Annotated in this window: 14 protein-coding genes; 9 read left to right on the forward strand and 5 right to left on the reverse strand. The window is 45.9% G+C overall.

Annotated features, from left to right (window positions below; all coding sequences use genetic code 11):
- Positions 1-40: 40 nt before the first annotated feature.
- Genes GK108_RS28705 through GK108_RS28715 form a run of 3 tightly spaced genes read left to right on the forward strand, consistent with a single transcriptional unit; the run spans position 41 to position 2,609 of the window.
- The gene (locus GK108_RS28705) at positions 41-811 is read left to right on the forward strand and encodes an acyl-[acyl-carrier-protein] thioesterase (RefSeq protein ID WP_163955034.1); all 771 of its coding nucleotides are present in this window, start codon (positions 41-43) and stop codon (positions 809-811) included.
- A 15-nt stretch (positions 812-826) separates the two neighbouring features.
- Positions 827-1,747, forward strand: a complete 921-nt coding sequence (locus GK108_RS28710) for a DUF1338 domain-containing protein (protein WP_163955035.1) — start codon at positions 827-829, stop codon at positions 1,745-1,747.
- A gap of 25 nt (positions 1,748-1,772) precedes the next feature.
- Positions 1,773-2,609, forward strand: coding sequence for a sugar phosphate isomerase/epimerase family protein (locus tag GK108_RS28715; RefSeq protein ID WP_163955036.1), 837 nt, complete (start codon positions 1,773-1,775; stop codon positions 2,607-2,609).
- Between the two features lie 46 nt (positions 2,610-2,655).
- On the opposite strand, the gene GK108_RS28720 is transcribed toward GK108_RS28715, so the two are convergent.
- From GK108_RS28720 to GK108_RS28740, 5 genes are all read right to left on the reverse strand, one after another.
- Positions 2,656-3,111, reverse strand: coding sequence for a hypothetical protein (locus GK108_RS28720; RefSeq protein ID WP_163955037.1), 456 nt, complete (start codon positions 3,109-3,111; stop codon positions 2,656-2,658).
- A 123-nt stretch (positions 3,112-3,234) separates the two neighbouring features.
- A complete protein-coding gene (locus GK108_RS28725; RefSeq protein ID WP_163955038.1) occupies positions 3,235-4,296 on the reverse strand; it encodes an aminotransferase class I/II-fold pyridoxal phosphate-dependent enzyme in 1,062 nt (353 codons plus the stop codon).
- A 160-nt stretch (positions 4,297-4,456) separates the two neighbouring features.
- Entirely contained in the window at positions 4,457-5,482 is a 1,026-nt protein-coding gene (locus tag GK108_RS28730) for a dipeptide epimerase (protein ID WP_163955039.1), read from the reverse strand.
- A 186-nt stretch (positions 5,483-5,668) separates the two neighbouring features.
- Positions 5,669-7,294: a hypothetical protein gene (locus GK108_RS28735; RefSeq protein ID WP_163955040.1), complete on the reverse strand. Its 1,626-nt coding sequence runs from the start codon at positions 7,292-7,294 to the stop codon at positions 5,669-5,671.
- A 9-nt stretch (positions 7,295-7,303) separates the two neighbouring features.
- Entirely contained in the window at positions 7,304-8,017 is a 714-nt protein-coding gene (locus tag GK108_RS28740) for a hypothetical protein (RefSeq protein ID WP_246225253.1), read from the reverse strand.
- 578 nt (positions 8,018-8,595) lie between these two features.
- Between GK108_RS28740 and GK108_RS28745 the strand changes: the two genes are divergently transcribed.
- The 6 genes from GK108_RS28745 to GK108_RS28770 all read left to right on the forward strand — a co-directional run bounded on the left by GK108_RS28745 (position 8,596) and on the right by GK108_RS28770 (position 16,355).
- Positions 8,596-9,384 (forward strand): polysaccharide biosynthesis/export family protein, encoded by a 789-nt coding sequence (locus GK108_RS28745; RefSeq protein ID WP_246225254.1) that lies wholly within the window; start codon positions 8,596-8,598, stop codon positions 9,382-9,384.
- A 32-nt stretch (positions 9,385-9,416) separates the two neighbouring features.
- Entirely contained in the window at positions 9,417-11,765 is a 2,349-nt protein-coding gene (locus tag GK108_RS28750) for a GumC family protein (RefSeq protein ID WP_163955042.1), read from the forward strand.
- A gap of 42 nt (positions 11,766-11,807) precedes the next feature.
- The gene (locus GK108_RS28755; RefSeq protein WP_163955043.1) at positions 11,808-12,494 is read left to right on the forward strand and encodes a sugar transferase; all 687 of its coding nucleotides are present in this window, start codon (positions 11,808-11,810) and stop codon (positions 12,492-12,494) included.
- 251 nt (positions 12,495-12,745) lie between these two features.
- Positions 12,746-13,915 carry a lipopolysaccharide biosynthesis protein gene (locus tag GK108_RS28760; RefSeq protein ID WP_163955044.1) on the forward strand — a complete coding sequence of 390 codons (1,170 nt, stop codon included), beginning with the start codon at positions 12,746-12,748 and terminating at the stop codon, positions 13,913-13,915.
- Positions 13,912-15,012: a polysaccharide pyruvyl transferase family protein gene (locus GK108_RS28765; RefSeq protein WP_163955045.1), complete on the forward strand. Its 1,101-nt coding sequence runs from the start codon at positions 13,912-13,914 to the stop codon at positions 15,010-15,012. The genes GK108_RS28760 and GK108_RS28765 overlap by 4 nt, the downstream gene beginning before the upstream one ends.
- A 332-nt stretch (positions 15,013-15,344) precedes the next feature.
- Entirely contained in the window at positions 15,345-16,355 is a 1,011-nt protein-coding gene (locus GK108_RS28770) for a hypothetical protein (RefSeq protein WP_163955046.1), read from the forward strand.
- The last annotated feature ends 11 nt before the right edge of the window (positions 16,356-16,366 follow it).

The following is a 16,366-nucleotide window of genomic DNA, read 5'->3' on the forward strand; positions in this document are numbered from 1 at the left end:
GCGGCATTCTGCTGATCTTTGCAAAACGTCTTTTTTGTTCATGAGTTTTATCCAAACGGACACCTACGCCATTCGAGGGTACGAGTGTGATGCGTTCGGGCGATTGAGCAGTACGGCTCTGATGAATTTTATGCAGGAGTCGGCCAATCGAAACGCTATCGACTACGGCATTGGCATCAGCGATCTGGCCCGTCATGGGTATGGCTGGATGCTGATGCGCTTCCGGCTGCGTATCCATCAGTATCCACGTTACGGCCAAACAATCCGGGTCGTTACGTACCCAACTTTCGTGGAAAAGTATTTTATCTATCGCGATTTTCAGGTTTTGGGCGACGATGATACGTTACTGGCCGATGCGTCCAGTGTCTGGCTTGTGTTCGATACAACCAAACGCTCCATGGTAGCGTTACCGGCATTCATTCGTGCGCTTCACGTACCAACCGGTATTGAGCCAATGCCCAAACTGAACCTTAAACCAGACATTCAACTAGACTTATCAGCTGTTCACGAGACAAAAGACATAGCCGTTGGCTGGACAAGCATCGATCAAAATCAGCACGTCAATAATGTCGCTTATGTTGGCTGGTTACTCGAAAGCATCAACAGAAATCGGCTCGAAACGCTGGAATTAGCTGAAATTGATTTAGTTTACCGTACGGAAACGCACTGGGGCGATCAGCTTCTGGTTTTATCGCAAGCCAGTAGCGGTGCTACGTTATCTCATCGGATTGAACATCCTCTTTCGGGCAAAGAGGTGCTAGTAGCCCAAAGCCAGTGGCGAGCAACCAGTAACGTATCAGCAGCAACGTAACAAAACTCTACAACGATGACTTCTTCTCCCAACAAACCTACTCATACTCAAACGCTTGATGGTGTTCTGGCCGGGTTGATGAGCCGCTATAGCGAGCGGGTTCCCGACGTACAGCACGTTATCGACGCTATGATTGACGATGGTATTATTCAATCGGCCAGCGACATCGAAAACGACCATATTGCCTTCCGAACCATGGGTGTACCGAATCTGGGCATTGCGTCGTTCGAAAAAATATTCCTGCATTACGGGTACGAAAAACGGGACGAATACAATTTCATTGAGAAAAAACTAACGGCTTACTGGTATGCGCCACCCGCTCCGCACTATCCGCGTATTTTTGCCAGTGAGCTGCGCGTTGATGAGCTATCGGAAGAAGCGCAACGAATCATCCATCGCTATACAGATACAGTGACGAGCGACCCGGTCGACGCGCTGGATCTGGACGACGCCAACGCCGTAGACCAATTTCTGCATCAACCGCTCTGGACCACCCCTACCCTGTCCGATTACCAAACGCTGCTGAAAGAGAGCGAATATGCCGCCTGGGTGATTTATAACCGGTATTATCTGAACCATTTTACCATCAGCGTTCATAACCTGAAACCGGGCTATAATACCATCGACGAATTTGTTGCTTTTCTGGAACGGAACGGCTTTAAGCTTAACTCGGCCGGCGGCACCATTAAGGTTAGTCCAGACGGCGATCTCCGACAAGCCTCAACAGTAGCTCAGATGATCGATGCTGAATTTGCCGGTGGTGATGTGTTCCGAATTGCGGGTTCGTACGTAGAGTTCGCCGAGCGACGAGTACTGCCTCCATTCCGCGACTTGCCCGCTGACCAGATTGGCCGCCAGCATCGACGCGAAGGGTTTGAAACAGGGAACGCCGATAAAATTTTCGAGAGCACCTTTACAACCCAAACCGGTCGATAACCCTACCTCCTAAACCCACAACGCCATGACCTCAAAACTAACCTTCTTATTTGTCGGGCTTTTCGTCAGTTTTGCTGCTTTGGCACAGAAAGCGGCCCCTGTCGGCATACAGTTGTATAGCTTTCGCGACCAGTTTGCGAAAGATGTGCCGGGTACGATGGCGAAAGTGAAACAGATGGGTTTCCGCGAAGCCGAGATTGCCGGAACCTACGGATTAAGTCTGACTGATTTCCGCAAACTCCTGGATCAGAATGGGATCAAAGCCATCAGTACGGGGGCCAGCTTCGAGGATCTGGATAGTAATGTCCCAAAAATTCTGGCCGAAGCGAAAGCACTCGGTGCTAAATACGTAACGTGCGCCTGGATTCCTCATCCCGGCGATATGTTCAGGATTCAGGACGCCGACCAGGCCATTGATGTATTTAATACCGCCGGACGATTATTGGCTGATAATGGCATTACGTTCTGTTACCACACCCACGGCTACGAATTTCAGACGTACGAAAATGGTACGTTCTTCGACTATCTGGCGGCAAACCTAAACCCAAAGTACGTTAACTTTGAAATGGACGTATTTTGGGTCAAAGCTCCCGGCTATAATCCCGTTGCTCTGCTGCAAAAGTATCCGAAACGGTTCCTTCTAATGCACCTCAAAGATCGAAAGCCCGGAACCCCCGACACCAATACGGGCCACTCGGACATAGAATCCAACGTAACGCTTGGCCAGGGCGATGTGGGTATTGCCGGGATCATGAAACAGGCTAAAAAATCAGGCGTAAAGCATTTCTTCATCGAAGACGAATCGTCGCGCTCGATGGAACAGGTACCAGCCAGCCTGACCTTTCTGGAAAGTCTGAAATAGCCCGAAATTCGTTGTGACGATGCTACGTATCGTCACAACGACTCCATTAATTGCCCTGACTTTTTGTGCCGCTAAATACTTGCCGATACGTAATACCCTGACCATCGGTGAAGGAATAATCGACCGTAAAGTTTTTTCCGTCAGCAGTGCCGACTTTGGTTGTCTGGTAATACAGGTCGAACGGAGCCGCGCTACCCTGGATTTTTAACTGGCCGAATGCATCCGTAAAATCCGATTCGCCCGTCTGTTTGATGGTATAGGTTGCGTAGACAACTGAGGCAGAATCGCGTCGGGCCACTATCGTTCCAGACAATGATTCAGAACCGACCGTTAAGGGTAGTGGATAATTGTATAGCGTGATTCCCGCAGAGTCGTAGCGAATATTAGTCATCTCATACGTACCGGCCACCTGGGTTCCCGGATCAGGTGCTACGTCATTACTTTTACTACAGGCAGCAATAATCGATGCCAGAACGAGGAAAAGTGCATAGTGTTTTTTCATGAGCAGTCGTTTTCTGACTGATACGTCAAACGTCTCCTCATTGTGGCACCTCAAACACCCTATAAATCATAACAGCCCAAAAGTTTAACGCTTTCGGGCTGTTAATTAGCAGTTATACTGTACTCAAAAACAATACGTATAGATCGTTTCGGCCAGCGTCTGAATATCGGCAAACTCATGAAACGCACTGATTACGATCCGGGAGTTAGCCCTATCTGAAGCCGTCGGATAGGCAAACGAGTAGATAAATATGCCTTTCTCCAGCAAATAAGAATACAGATCATCCTGCTTCGTAAAAAATACAGGGTACCCTTTTGCCTGATTAAACAGGCCCGTTGGCGACAGCAGTTTTTCCGCCAGTATCAGGTTTTGCGTTAACCGCTCGCGGCCTTCTGTATAATATGCATCAGCCCGTAGATAGGCGTCAAGATAAGCAGGCGGAATTGGTGAGCAGGCGCCAAAAAAGGCGGTACTACGTAACGCCTGGATACTAGCGGTATCCCCCAAAACAACACCGCCCGGCAATCCCATCGCTTTGGCCAGCGAAGCCGTTACCAGTAACGTAACATTTGGTTTTTTCGGCAGCTGCGGCCAGATACCGCGACCCTTATTCAGCACGCCCAGCCCGTGTGAATCGTCGACAACGAGCGTAATTAGCCGGTCATCGGGTAGATTGTTAACCCAGTCAAAAGCGTAATATTCTGAACGAACGGCTTCTATCGAATTGACCAGTATGGCAATGGGCCCGGTAGGTAGTGTTTTTAGTTGCTCGGGTAATTGAGCTGCCCAGTCGGCAAAATCAGTTGATGGCGTAGTCATGTTTGGGCTCGTCCAGATGGCTGGGTGCGCACCAGGTCCATGAAGACATACTACGCTTTGGGCCTGTAACCAGTTTACGACTAGTTGCCCGGCCATCATACCAGACGACACCGTCAACGCCGACTCGGTCCCTACCCAGGTCGCTAGCTTTGCTTCGGCTTCCTCGTACACACCGATTCGTAAATTGCCGTTCCGTGAACTTCCAAACACAGTACCGTAGCGCCCGATACTCTCGACCAACAACTGCTGAAAACCGGGATTTTGCTGAAGCCCCAGATAAGCGGTCCCACTGAAAAATAAATAGTCTCGGCCTTCGTGGCTGATAGAGCGGTCAGGAAGGCTGTTAATCGTAAATATGTCGATCATTTTATAAAACTATGCGCTGTGCTTTTAAATACAAGGAGTATAGCGATTCATTGGCTGAATCACATTACTTTCCATCAGTAAAGCGATATAGTAGTAAAATTCGGTAAGATTGATTATCGCTCAAAGAACGGCTCCCCTTCCTAGGTAGCAACCGGCCGAATCAGGAAGCTGGATCAAGCAGACGGGCGCCCGTACCATTTTCATCGGCGTAGATGATACGTCCATAATCGAACGTAACGCCCGTTGCCGGGTCATTGGCAATCAGCAGGGAGCCATCCAGATCAGCGTAATCGAGCAGCGGCAGCAGTTGAGCAATCGCCGAAATACCAACGCTCGACTCGGTCATACAACCAACCATAACGCGCAGCCCCAGGTCGCGGGCCTGCGTAATCATACGCCGGGCTGGAGTCAACCCTCCGCATTTGGTCAGTTTTATATTGATTCCGTGAAAATAACCTGCACACCGCGCTACGTCCTCTTCAACAATGCAACTTTCATCGGCAATGATGGGCAAAGCGGTCTGTTCGTAAACTGTTTTTGCGCCTTCCCAGTCGCCAGCAGGCAATGGCTGTTCAATAAACTCAACGTTTAGATCGGCCAGCACGCGCGACTTTACCAAAGTATCGTCAACCGACCATCCACAATTCGCATCGACCCGAAACAAAGCGTCTGTATGAGCCCGAAGTGCCCGAACAACGGACAGATCGGTTTCAGGCCGACCCAGCTTAATTTTATATAATGGCCAGGGCAGTTCCTGCATTTTTTCAACCATTCGCTCGGGTGTATCAAGCCCAATGGTATAATTGGTCAGCGGACTGTTTGCCGGATCAAGATTCCAGAGTTTATAAAGTGGTTGTTTCTGCTTCTTCGCCCAGAGGTCCCAGGCCGCCTGATCCAGCGCACAAAGCGCAAACGGATTGTTGGCCAGATGAGGACGCATAGCTGCCCAAAAGGCTTCGGGATCGGTAATGATATAGGTTTCAATATGACTACGTAGCGCTTCTAAAGCCGCTACCATTCCCTCCATCGTAATGCCGTAATAGCGTGTAGCCGTTGCCTCCCCAAATCCCCGGTAGTCGCCATCACGTAGTTCAACAATCAGCGTCGGCTGCACATCCCGACTATCGTGAGCGATGGTAAATGTATGTTTTAACCGTAAATCGACGCGGTGAAGGAGTAATTGCATGAACGAAAAAAATTAATGGCTAAACAACAGGCTTCTGGCTTTCTGTCTCTGTTTCTTTCAGCATTACAAGCCAATTGGTCGATTGGCAAAACCAATGATTCTCAGACCTATAAAACAGCGGCCGTACACATCCTATCCAAGGAGGCCGAAAGTTACGCGATGAAAGTCAAAAATGCAGTTTTCAGGTCATTTACAGTATGATTCCATTTTAATTTTCAGTACCCATTCGGGCTTATCGACCAGATAATCATTCTGACGTAGCGGCCACGAGGCTCCACCGTCGGTACTAGCCCGAAAATCATATTTCCGGCCAACTTTCAATTTATACGATGACACCTTTCGCTGCGTTCGGGTGGCCGTTATCAGATCGCGCCAGGCTTCTTTGCCCGGCTCGCTATACTGCGTTCGTATTTCGGCAGGCAACGAGGCTTCATCCAGTTTCATCCCCGCCGGGCAGGAGAAATTAAACTCCAGCTTCATAACCGGCGGTACGGGCAACGAACTCAAATTAATGGCAACGGGGGTTTGATCGCACGTAGTACCGACTGCCGACCCCGCAATCAGCCCGCCTTTCGTCCCTTTTCCCCAGGCATCGGTTTCATCGTAAATCTGCAGTTTAAGCGTCCGCCCTCGGGATTGATTATAAATTCGAATGAGCGCATTATTATTCACATTTGCATAGAATGAACTGACCTGAACGCCTGTAGTAGCATCGATCAGTTTACACAAGTAATTGACATCGACATTACTGAACTTGCTGTTAGCCACCTTAAATACCGGCCCTACGTCGCAAATTGATTCGGACCATGCCGCTACGTAGGCGGCCACGTCAGTAGCCTGAGCCTGGTATGATAACGTTCCGGTTTGGCTGTTGCGGACCACAACGCCGGGCGTTTCTTCCTGCCATCGACTCGTAACAGCGTCGTAACTATAGAGCGGTATCGAATCGCCCGCCTGAACAGCTTTACCCGTTTTCCGATTGATCGTTGCCGGGTTGATGTCCATCGACCAAGAAACGGGCTGCGATAGTTTCTTAACCAGTTGATACGTATCGTTATACACCTCAAACGTTACAGAGCCCGCTATAGACGATATACGTAGCGTTCCTAAGGAAAACTTCCCATTTTTTCCGTTTACGGCAGACATAATTCCGCTTCCCGGTACCTGACTGGTTGGATTGCTTTCCCGATTGTTGGTATGAATAATGGCCATTTTTAGCTTGCCACCAACAGCTTGATCGTCCCGATCAGTCAATCTGGTTCCCGACCGAATGGATACCGTTGCCTGATCAATTGAAGACGGTTGTCCGGCGGTTGTTACGTCGAACGTTCCCGATACAGTACCATCTGCCGTAGCCTGCCCAAACGAGCGGGCAGCGGTTAATGTCTTAGGAGGTTTTAGCAGATTAATCCGCCGAATGGTGCGCGTTACGCGAGAGGGGCCAGTTAATGAAAACGGCTGTACTACGGTCAGATAATTTTCGGCGGCCACTACGGTTGTGAATCGAAAAGGCGTCTGAGCGGTTAAGGACGCTAAAGGAGAAGCCGCAACCAGCAGATTACCATCCGCATTGATTCTGAATCGGTTGGTATTCAATGTTGTAACAACCTGTTTCGAATCAGGGCCAGCCATGATAATTTCATTGACATTGGGCAATGGATTCCCGGCCGGATCATAAAAACGGCATTCAACCACCCCTTGCTGAATGGGGTCTTTGATTTTCAGTACAACGCCTTCCAGCGGATTCTGGCAAGTTGACAGAACGACTGGGAGTGCTACTAGACAACAACAGCCAAAGCGAATAGTCATCATAAACACGGGTTAGGGCTGACCACGCAGCTTATAAGTAATTGTCAGATTAATAGCAGGCAAATAGCGATAACCCGACAGGTTTCGCTCCACAACCGGCACCTGTTCGTCAATAGTGGTTGTTTCGAGAAATCCCTCGTAATCCAGATTCACGCTGGGACGCCCCAGATAGTAGACGCCCAGTTCGACACCAATCCCGATACGTTTCCGGGGAATTGCCTGCCCGAACCCCATCCCTAAATAACCAACAACCGACTGCCATCGGAAGCCCAGATCTACGGTTCCCACGTCTTCGGGCGTTAACTCAAGCCCTCCCAGATTCAGCTTGTCATTGGCTGTAACCACAAAGTTCATGTATGGATGCCAGGTATAGCCAGCGCCACCTACCACAAAAAAAGCACTCCGCCGGAACGGATAATAGGCCATACTTACCTGCGCTATATTGATGACAAAATCAGGGTCGATTTGTATGTATGATTCCGGCGCGGTTTTAACCCGAATCGGTTTTCGGTAGGCGGCATACTGTCCACCCGCCCGAATCACCCATCGCTCCGACGTAGTGAGCTTTCGCTGATAGAACAAGCCAACACCCATGGTTCCCAGTTGCATGCTCAGCGACTGCCGATGCCTACTTCCAGCCAAAGCCATTGTATCCTGCCCCGATGCGTTGGATAAGAGCACAAACGATACGTTAAATCCAACCAGCAACGCCATCCAACTTCTCATTTCTGTATGGCCGATTCTTTATATTTAACAAATAATCATAAAGGTAACATTTAAGAAAATACATACATAGCTTTTGCAAGCATCTTTCACATTATGGACTATCGAGCTACACCCATTTATATATTAAACGGCAGATCGGCCAGAAGATCATACTCGAAATTTTATTTCATATTTTCTTAACATACCAAATAAATAACCACAAAAACCTTACAAAATAGCCTAATACATTATCTAACAGCAAAAAGGCGAACCAATCTTATAATTTATTTATCAAAAAATTTAACAATCCAAAGTAAATCCGTCCATATGGCCCAATAGATAACTATCTGAGAAATAAATTTACGTAATTCCATTTTCGTAAATAAAAAATATACTAGATTTGCCAAGATACTACTTAAAAATAAATGGGTACATCACCTCATAATCCATGAAACAGAGGCATGCATGAAAGGTACTTACCTGAGTCTCCTGATAGGAGTAAGCCAGTAATACGCCAGGCCTATTTCACCTTTTGAATACATACACAAAAAGCTAATCCAATGACATCCTATCTAAGCAGAGTGATAAGCCATCAACGATTGAGATCGGTTTTATTTGGTTGTGCAGTAGGTAGCCAACTGTTAACAAGCTGCGTTTCCACAAAACATCTTTCTTATTTTCAGCAGGAAGCAGGAAAAGCAGATACATTAAACGTTGCCAATCGCTACGTTCCCAAGATTCAGCCTGGCGATGTGTTATCGGTTCAGGTGAGTAGTTTAAACCCAGAGGCAGCTGCTTTTTTTAACCCTTATGCATCCTTTGCCGTTTCTGAACGGATGCCAGCCACGAATACGATTTCCAGCACCACTCCCTTACCGGCTGTAAATGGCTATCTCGTTGACAATACCGGTATGATTGAGCTACCCTTACTAGGAAAGGTGAACGTTACGGGTAAGACAGTTACTGAAGTGAAAGACCAACTACGGTCTTCGTTGAAAGAATACCTAAAAGAGCCCACCGTTAACGTCCGAAACCAGAACTTCCGGATATCGGTCATGGGCGAAGTAGCTCGTCCGTCACTCTATACCATTCCCAACGAGCAAATTACCTTATTGGAAGCGCTCAGTCTGTCGGGGGACGTAACGATTTACGGACGTCGGGACAACGTACTACTAATCCGGGAAGAAAATGGCAAGCGGTCGTTCAATCGTATCGATCTGACCCGCCGGGATTTATTTAACTCGCCCTACTATCATTTGCATCCAAACGATGTGGTTTATGTAGAACCAGGTCGTGTTCGGGCAGCCAGTGCCGACCGGACCAATCAGCTCTTACCTATCGTCTTAAGTGGCCTCTCGTTCGTAGCCATCATATTTTCCAGATTCTAAACTTTTCTTTTATCCACTAAACAGGCATTCCTATGTCGACTCAGAATAACTATGCCTACGCTCCATACCAACTATATGAAGCGGAAAATACGCCAACTCTTCGGGCGATCTTAATGCGTTATGTGCAATACTGGAAATGGTTTATTCTTTCATTATTACTGGCAGCGGGAGCGGCTTACGTCTATATCCTGTACCAGACACCCATTTATCGGGTAAGCGCCAGTTTATTAATCAAAGACGACAAGAAGGGTTTGAGTGAAGATAATATCCTGAAAGAGATGGACATCTTCACTCCGAAGAAGGTGATTGAAAATGAAATGGAAATCCTGAAATCCTACGCTATTATGGACAAAGTTGTCAATAGTTTAGGGCTTACAGTTCAGTATTTTAGGCCGACCAGCACACGCAAAGAAGAACTTTTCGATGAAGCTCCTTTCCGGTTGATGGTCGAAAAAGCCAACGACGACTTATTCGAGAATGACCTCGACGTGAGTGTTGTTACACCTACCAAAGTTCGCATCAACGATAAGATATACCCAGTTAACCAGAGTATTCAAACGCCATATGGACGACTTCGTGTGTTTGCCAAAAATCCGCTGAAAGTTGGTTCAGATCCGCTACAGGTTAGGGTGAATCTACACCAGAAAACGGTGGACAGTTATATGAAACGTCTTACTGTTGAGCCAAGCAGCAAAGCATCTACCGTCTTATTGATGACACTTGAAGATGCGGTACCAACTCGTGGCGAAGCTATTCTGGACAAGATCATCAGCGAATATAACCAGGCGGCTATTGTTGATAAGAACATCGTTGCGGCTAATACGCTGAATTTTATCGAAGAGCGTCTTCGGCTGATTGCAGGCGAACTAACCGCTGTTGAAAAAGGAGTTGAGTCCTATAAATCGGCGGAGGGTATAACCGATTTGAGTTCTCAGGCACAGGTCTTTTTATCCACCGTGAAAGAGAACGATGATCGTTTGAACCAGACTAACATTCAATTGGATGTAGTTCGGGACATTGAACGATATGTAAACAGTAAAGGAGAAGGCCGTGGCGTTGTTCCTGCGACCATCAGTGTTAGCGACCCTGTTCTGATTGGATTGGTTCAGAAACTCAGTGAGTTGGAGTTACAACACGATCAATTGAGCAAGACCACCACTGCTAACAACCCAATGCTGCAATCATTGGATAGTCAGATCAAAGCCACAAAAGAAAGTCTGACCGAAAACGTTCGCAATGTTAAACAAACGCTGGTCAGTACACAGGAGAAGTTAAAATCGACCAATCGACAGTTGGAGAATCAGATTCGCACTATCCCTCGTAAAGAGCGGGCTTTGGTAGACATCACCCGGCAGCAGTCGATCAAAAATAACCTATATACGTACCTACTCGAAAAACGGGAAGAAACCGCTCTCTCTTATGCATCAACAGTGGCCGATAGCCGCACCATCGATCCTCCACGTGGCGAAACTGACCCTGTTAAGCCTGTTAAAGGAACAATCTTTATGCTCTTTGGACTGTTGGGTCTGATGATGCCCATTGGCGTAATAGCCGCCCGTGATGCCCTAAACGACCGTGTTAGTCGTCGCTCCGATGTTGAGTCGGTATCACAGGTTCCTATTCTGGGCGAAATCGCTTCGACTCGCAATCTTGATCCACTGGTGATGGTCTCGAGTCAGCGTTCGGTTGTGGCCGAACAAATTCGTACGCTACGTACCAATCTACAATTCCTGCGTAGCAGCCCCAATGATAGCCAGGTCGTGATGTTTACATCCAGCATTAGTGGCGAGGGTAAATCCTTTCTATCGCTGAATCTAGGCGCCAGTTTAGCCCTGGTCGACCGTCCGACGGTTATTCTGGAAATGGACCTTAGAAAGCCTAAAATACATTCGGTATTAAATATGCCGAATGGGATGGGACTCACCAATTACCTGATTCAGGAAGCAACCCTGGATGAAGTATTGCAACCGGTTCCGGGTTTCCCAAACTACCATATCATTACGTCTGGGCCCATACCACCTAATCCGGCTGAGTTATTAAGTAGTCCGGCGCTGGAGCAACTGTTTAAAGAGTTACGGGAGCGCTTTGCATATATCATCGTGGACTCACCGCCAATTGGACTCGTAACAGATGCTCAGCTTATTGCTCCTCATGTTGATGCCACTATGTTCATGGTACGTCATGACCATACCCCTAAGGCATATATCCGGATGATTGATAATCTGTATCGGGAGCATCGATTCCAGCGATTAAATCTGGTCCTGAATGGCGTAGGTGGCGGCACTTCGTACCAGTATGGCTATGGATACGGCTATGGGTATGGCGGCTACTATGAAGAAGGTCATGGCGGCAAAAAAGCGTTGCCCAAGCAGCGTAGCTAAGCTCATTTCTGATTTAATAGTATTGTTAACCCCACCCAAGATATGCTCGGTCTTTCTTTGCCATCACTCAGTGAAACGTCAGTAGCTGACGGATCATTAACAGCAGAAAGTAACGCTACGAATAGAGCAGCTCGCGGATATAGTTTGATTAAGCGTCTGTTTGACATTGTCGTTGCTGGCATCGTAACTATTTCAATTTTGATTTGGCTAATCCCTGTTATTGGCTTGATCATTCGTCTGTCGTCGCCCGGCCCGGTCTTGTTTATACAACTACGCACCGGCCGCAATGGTCGCCCGTTTCGGTGTTTAAAATTTCGTACAATGACATACGAAAAAAACGCCCAGTTTAAGCAGGCGACCCAAAATGATGTGCGTGTCACACGTATCGGCAAGTTCTTACGCAAAAGTAATCTGGACGAATTACCACAGGTGCTCAACGTATTACGTGGTGACATGAGTATTGTTGGCCCTCGTCCACACCCGATTCAACTTGATGCCGAGCATTGGCATACGCTACCCGGTTATCCGTACCGCTATGCGGTAAAACCTGGTATTACGGGATTAGCACAGGTACGAGGCTATCGGGGCGAAACGGCCCGACTAATAGATATGCAGCACCGGGTTCGGCTCGATCGATGGTACATCTACAATCGTAATCTGCCACTCGATGTTCGAATTTGCTGGTGGACATTCACCAGTATGGTTAAGGGTGATAAAAAAGCTTGGTAAAGCCAGAAAATAATAGTTAAAAGATGCTACCGTCCCTATCAACAAAGCTAGGAAGTAAAATAGCTGGAGAAGGAGGCTTTTCGACTCTTTTTGGCTCAAAAGCTTCAAATCGCGATCGGAATATCCTTAAGAATGTTGCGCTCTCTTTCTCGTTTAAAGGGCTTAGTATCTTATTGACACTAGCTATTATACCCCTGTCGATAGATTACATCGATTCTGAACGGTACGGAGTCTGGATTACCATGAGCGCTATGCTCAACTGGATAAATTTAATGGATGTTGGACTAGGCAATGGCCTACGGAACAAATTAGTTGAGGCTTTAGCTACTAATAACATTGCCTATGGACAGAAGTTGATTAGTACTACATATGCTTTAGTAATCAGCATAGTCTTCGCTATTATGCTAATCGTAGGTTTGATTCTACCCTGGATTAATTTACCCTCTTTTTTTAATATTCACACTGTTAGTCAATCAGAGCTGTTAGGGTCAATCATCGTATCGTTTGTAGCTTTTTGCCTATTATTTATTCTTAAGCCATTGACAGCTGTGATCATGGCGAACCAACAAGCTTCTCTCGATAATTTTATTATTTTAATTGGTAACACTTTAGGGATTGCGGGAATCTTACTGCTTAAATATACTACCGCGAATCACGGCAGTTTAATTCAACTAGTAACAGTTTTTAGCCTAGCTCCACCTCTAGCTTACTTACTGGGAAGCCTGTACATATATCGACGTTTCCCTCTACTAACCCCTTCTGTTCAGGCAATTGATCTTACCGAAGTAAAAAACCTGGCGGGAAAGAGCTTACAGTTTTTTATTATTCAAATTGCCTCAGCCATTGTACTGACATCAAATAGCGTTGTAATCAGCCAGTTGTTTGGAAACGAAACAGTTACCAAATACAACGTAGCATTACGTTACTTCAGCGTTGTGATGATCGTTCAGACAATTGTCCTGACACCAATTTGGTCGGCAGTAACCGAAGCATATGTGAAGCAAGACTATAATTGGATTAGATCTGCTCTAAAAAAATTGATACTCAACTCTTTGTTATTGTGCTTGGGTCTAGGACTTCAGGTTATACTGGCCCCTATCGTATTTAAATACTGGCTAGGCAGTCAGGTCTCGATTGATTCATCGCTTTTATTAGCCGTAGCCTTAGCTACATCGCTTATGGTAATCAGTAGCGCTTTTACTTACATAATCAATGGTGTAGGCACCCTTCGTGTACAGACCATGACAGCTATTTGTACAAGCCTTCTAAGTGTACCGACAGCATTATACCTCGGTCATGCGTTCGGCCCAGTTGGTGTAGTTCTAGCGAATTGTATGTGGATAGCTCTTTTCCTACCTCTACGCATCGTTCAATGCTACAAAATTGTAACAAACACATCTAAAAACATCTGGTCAAAATGAGCATGCTATCTTATCTATATACTGTCAACAAACGCCGGGTAATTACGCTCAAAAAGCTGTTGACAGATACTCCATTGAATGATCTCAGCCAATCATCCACAAAAATTGGCGTTATGGACCCCACTATTGGGACAAGTAATCAGGGAGATTTTATTATAAAAGATGCGGTTACCCAACATCTAAATTCGCTGTTCCCCGAGGCTTTTTTCACTAATTACCCGTCTCAATTACATCGACAATTAGATTCTGTACTACAGCAACGAGACAATGAGAGGCTCTTGTTTGTGGCCGGAACTAATCTACTCTCTTCTAATATGGATTTTTACTACCAATGGAAGATTGGGCCCTTGGATGCCAGATTCCTGAAGAACCGGTATATACTCTTTGGTGTAGGCTGGTGGCAATACCAGCCCGCCACAAACCCATATACACGCTGGCTATATAAAAATGTATTGAGTAAGCACTATTTACATGCGGTTCGAGATTCATATACTGAGCAGAAGTTGCGAGAGTCGGGTATCGCTAATGTTCTCAATACCAGTTGCCCGACTTTATGGAACATGACAGCCGATCACTGCCGAAGTATTCCAACGAGTCGAGCAACTGACGTTGTCACTACGCTCACGTTTTATCACAAAAATGTACAATACGATAAACAGCTGCTGGATCAACTGCTGAGTAATTATCGATACGTATACGTTTGGATTCAGGGCGTACGCGACCTCGATTACCTAAAAGAACTAAATTATGCACATCAGGAACGGCTTATTCCTATAGCCCCTTCACTAAGTGCCTTTGATTCAGTATTGAAACAATCAGATATTGAATACGTAGGTACGCGTTTACATGCGGGCGTACGAGCGCTGCAGCACGGAAACAGAACATTAATTCTGGCAGTAGATAACCGCGCATTAGAAATCGGGAGAGACACCAATTTAAACGTGATCCGTCGGGAGGAAGTCGATCGGGTTGCTGATTTTATCGATAGTGACTACAAAACGTCGATTCATTTGCCTCAGGAAGCAATTGCCAAATGGCGAAATCAATTTAGCCATTTGACAGAGGAGACACTTCCAACCTTAACTACAACTCTGTAACGTCGTTTCTAACCATACACTATCAGACTATGGAGGCTTATCCTTTTGGGAATCAGTATAACCCGATTACATCACACCGGCTTCGTAACTGGGACTTTTTCTGGATTCTGACTCTTCTGTGTATTTATACTGGCTTCATTCAGTATTTCCAGCCAAAGGGGTTCAATGCATTTAAAATTTCTATCGCAGGAACTATGTTCATTGCATTTTGCCTGCTTGTCCGAATTGTATGGAAAAGTGTTCGGCGCCGATCAACATTCTCCCGCTTCTTTGCCAGCTTTTATACGCTATACTTAGTATACTGCATAATAACGATCTGCAGAAGTGCAGAAATGGATACCCAAGTCATTGCCAATTTATTGGGCAATTATACAACAGGACTAGGTTTACTGGTTCCTATAATAGCACTAGCCGGAGATCGAATCATCAACTATGATGTGCTTTTAAGAACCGGACTAAAACTGGTTTGGGTCGGTATTTTCCTGGCTCCGCTTGGTTTTATCGAAGGCCGATTAGCTTTATTTTCAAGCCCTTTTATCCAGCTCAGTTACTTACTACTCCCTTTTTGGACCTACCTAAATAAAAAACAAAAGCAATTACTCATTGCTGGCTTAGTCGTTTGTGCTTTAGTAAGCCTATTGACTAATGTTCGCGCTATCTTAATGAGAGAACTACTCTTGATAGGGTGTTTTGTTACATACTTTTTACTACGTAAAAAATCGGTTATAACCATTTTAGCCGCCATTTCAGCTGTTCTATTAGTTGTTCTCCTAATAACTTACGCAGATACGCTTTCCAGTTTATTTGCACAGCGCGAAATAGATGTTTTCGGGATAAAAATTGATAATGACCAAAACCGGGCTTGGATGTATGAAGAAGTATATGCAGACTTGAATCATAAAAACGATCTTACATTCGGACGAGGTCCCTTAGGAAAATACTTCAGTAGCTTTTTCTTTTCTGTATATGAGTATTCAGGGAGTAGTGCTGATGACTATTATCGATATAACATTGAAGTTGGTATTTTATCCTACTTATTAAAAGGCGGCTACGTACTCCTTTGGTCAACTTTATTTTTACTAATCGCAGCCGGCTTTCTAGGGTTAACAAAAGCTAATAACCCTTTTGTGGTCGGTCTGGGTATAACTATTCTATGCCATTCACTTGGAATGTTCATCGAAAATTACCCTAAGCTGTCTGCTTATGATGTAGTGATCTGGCTTTATGTGGGAGCCTGTTTATCCAATACAGTTAGGGCTAGTAAGGATCCTTTGGAAGGATTAAAACAGCCTTTCCTTATGAATAGCTTATATCGAATAAAGCCACTAATGCCCGTTGGTTAAACCTTATCAAT

Origin of the sequence: Spirosoma terrae, from assembly GCF_010435915.1 — a bacterium.
GTDB lineage: Bacteria > Bacteroidota > Bacteroidia > Cytophagales > Spirosomataceae > Spirosoma > Spirosoma terrae.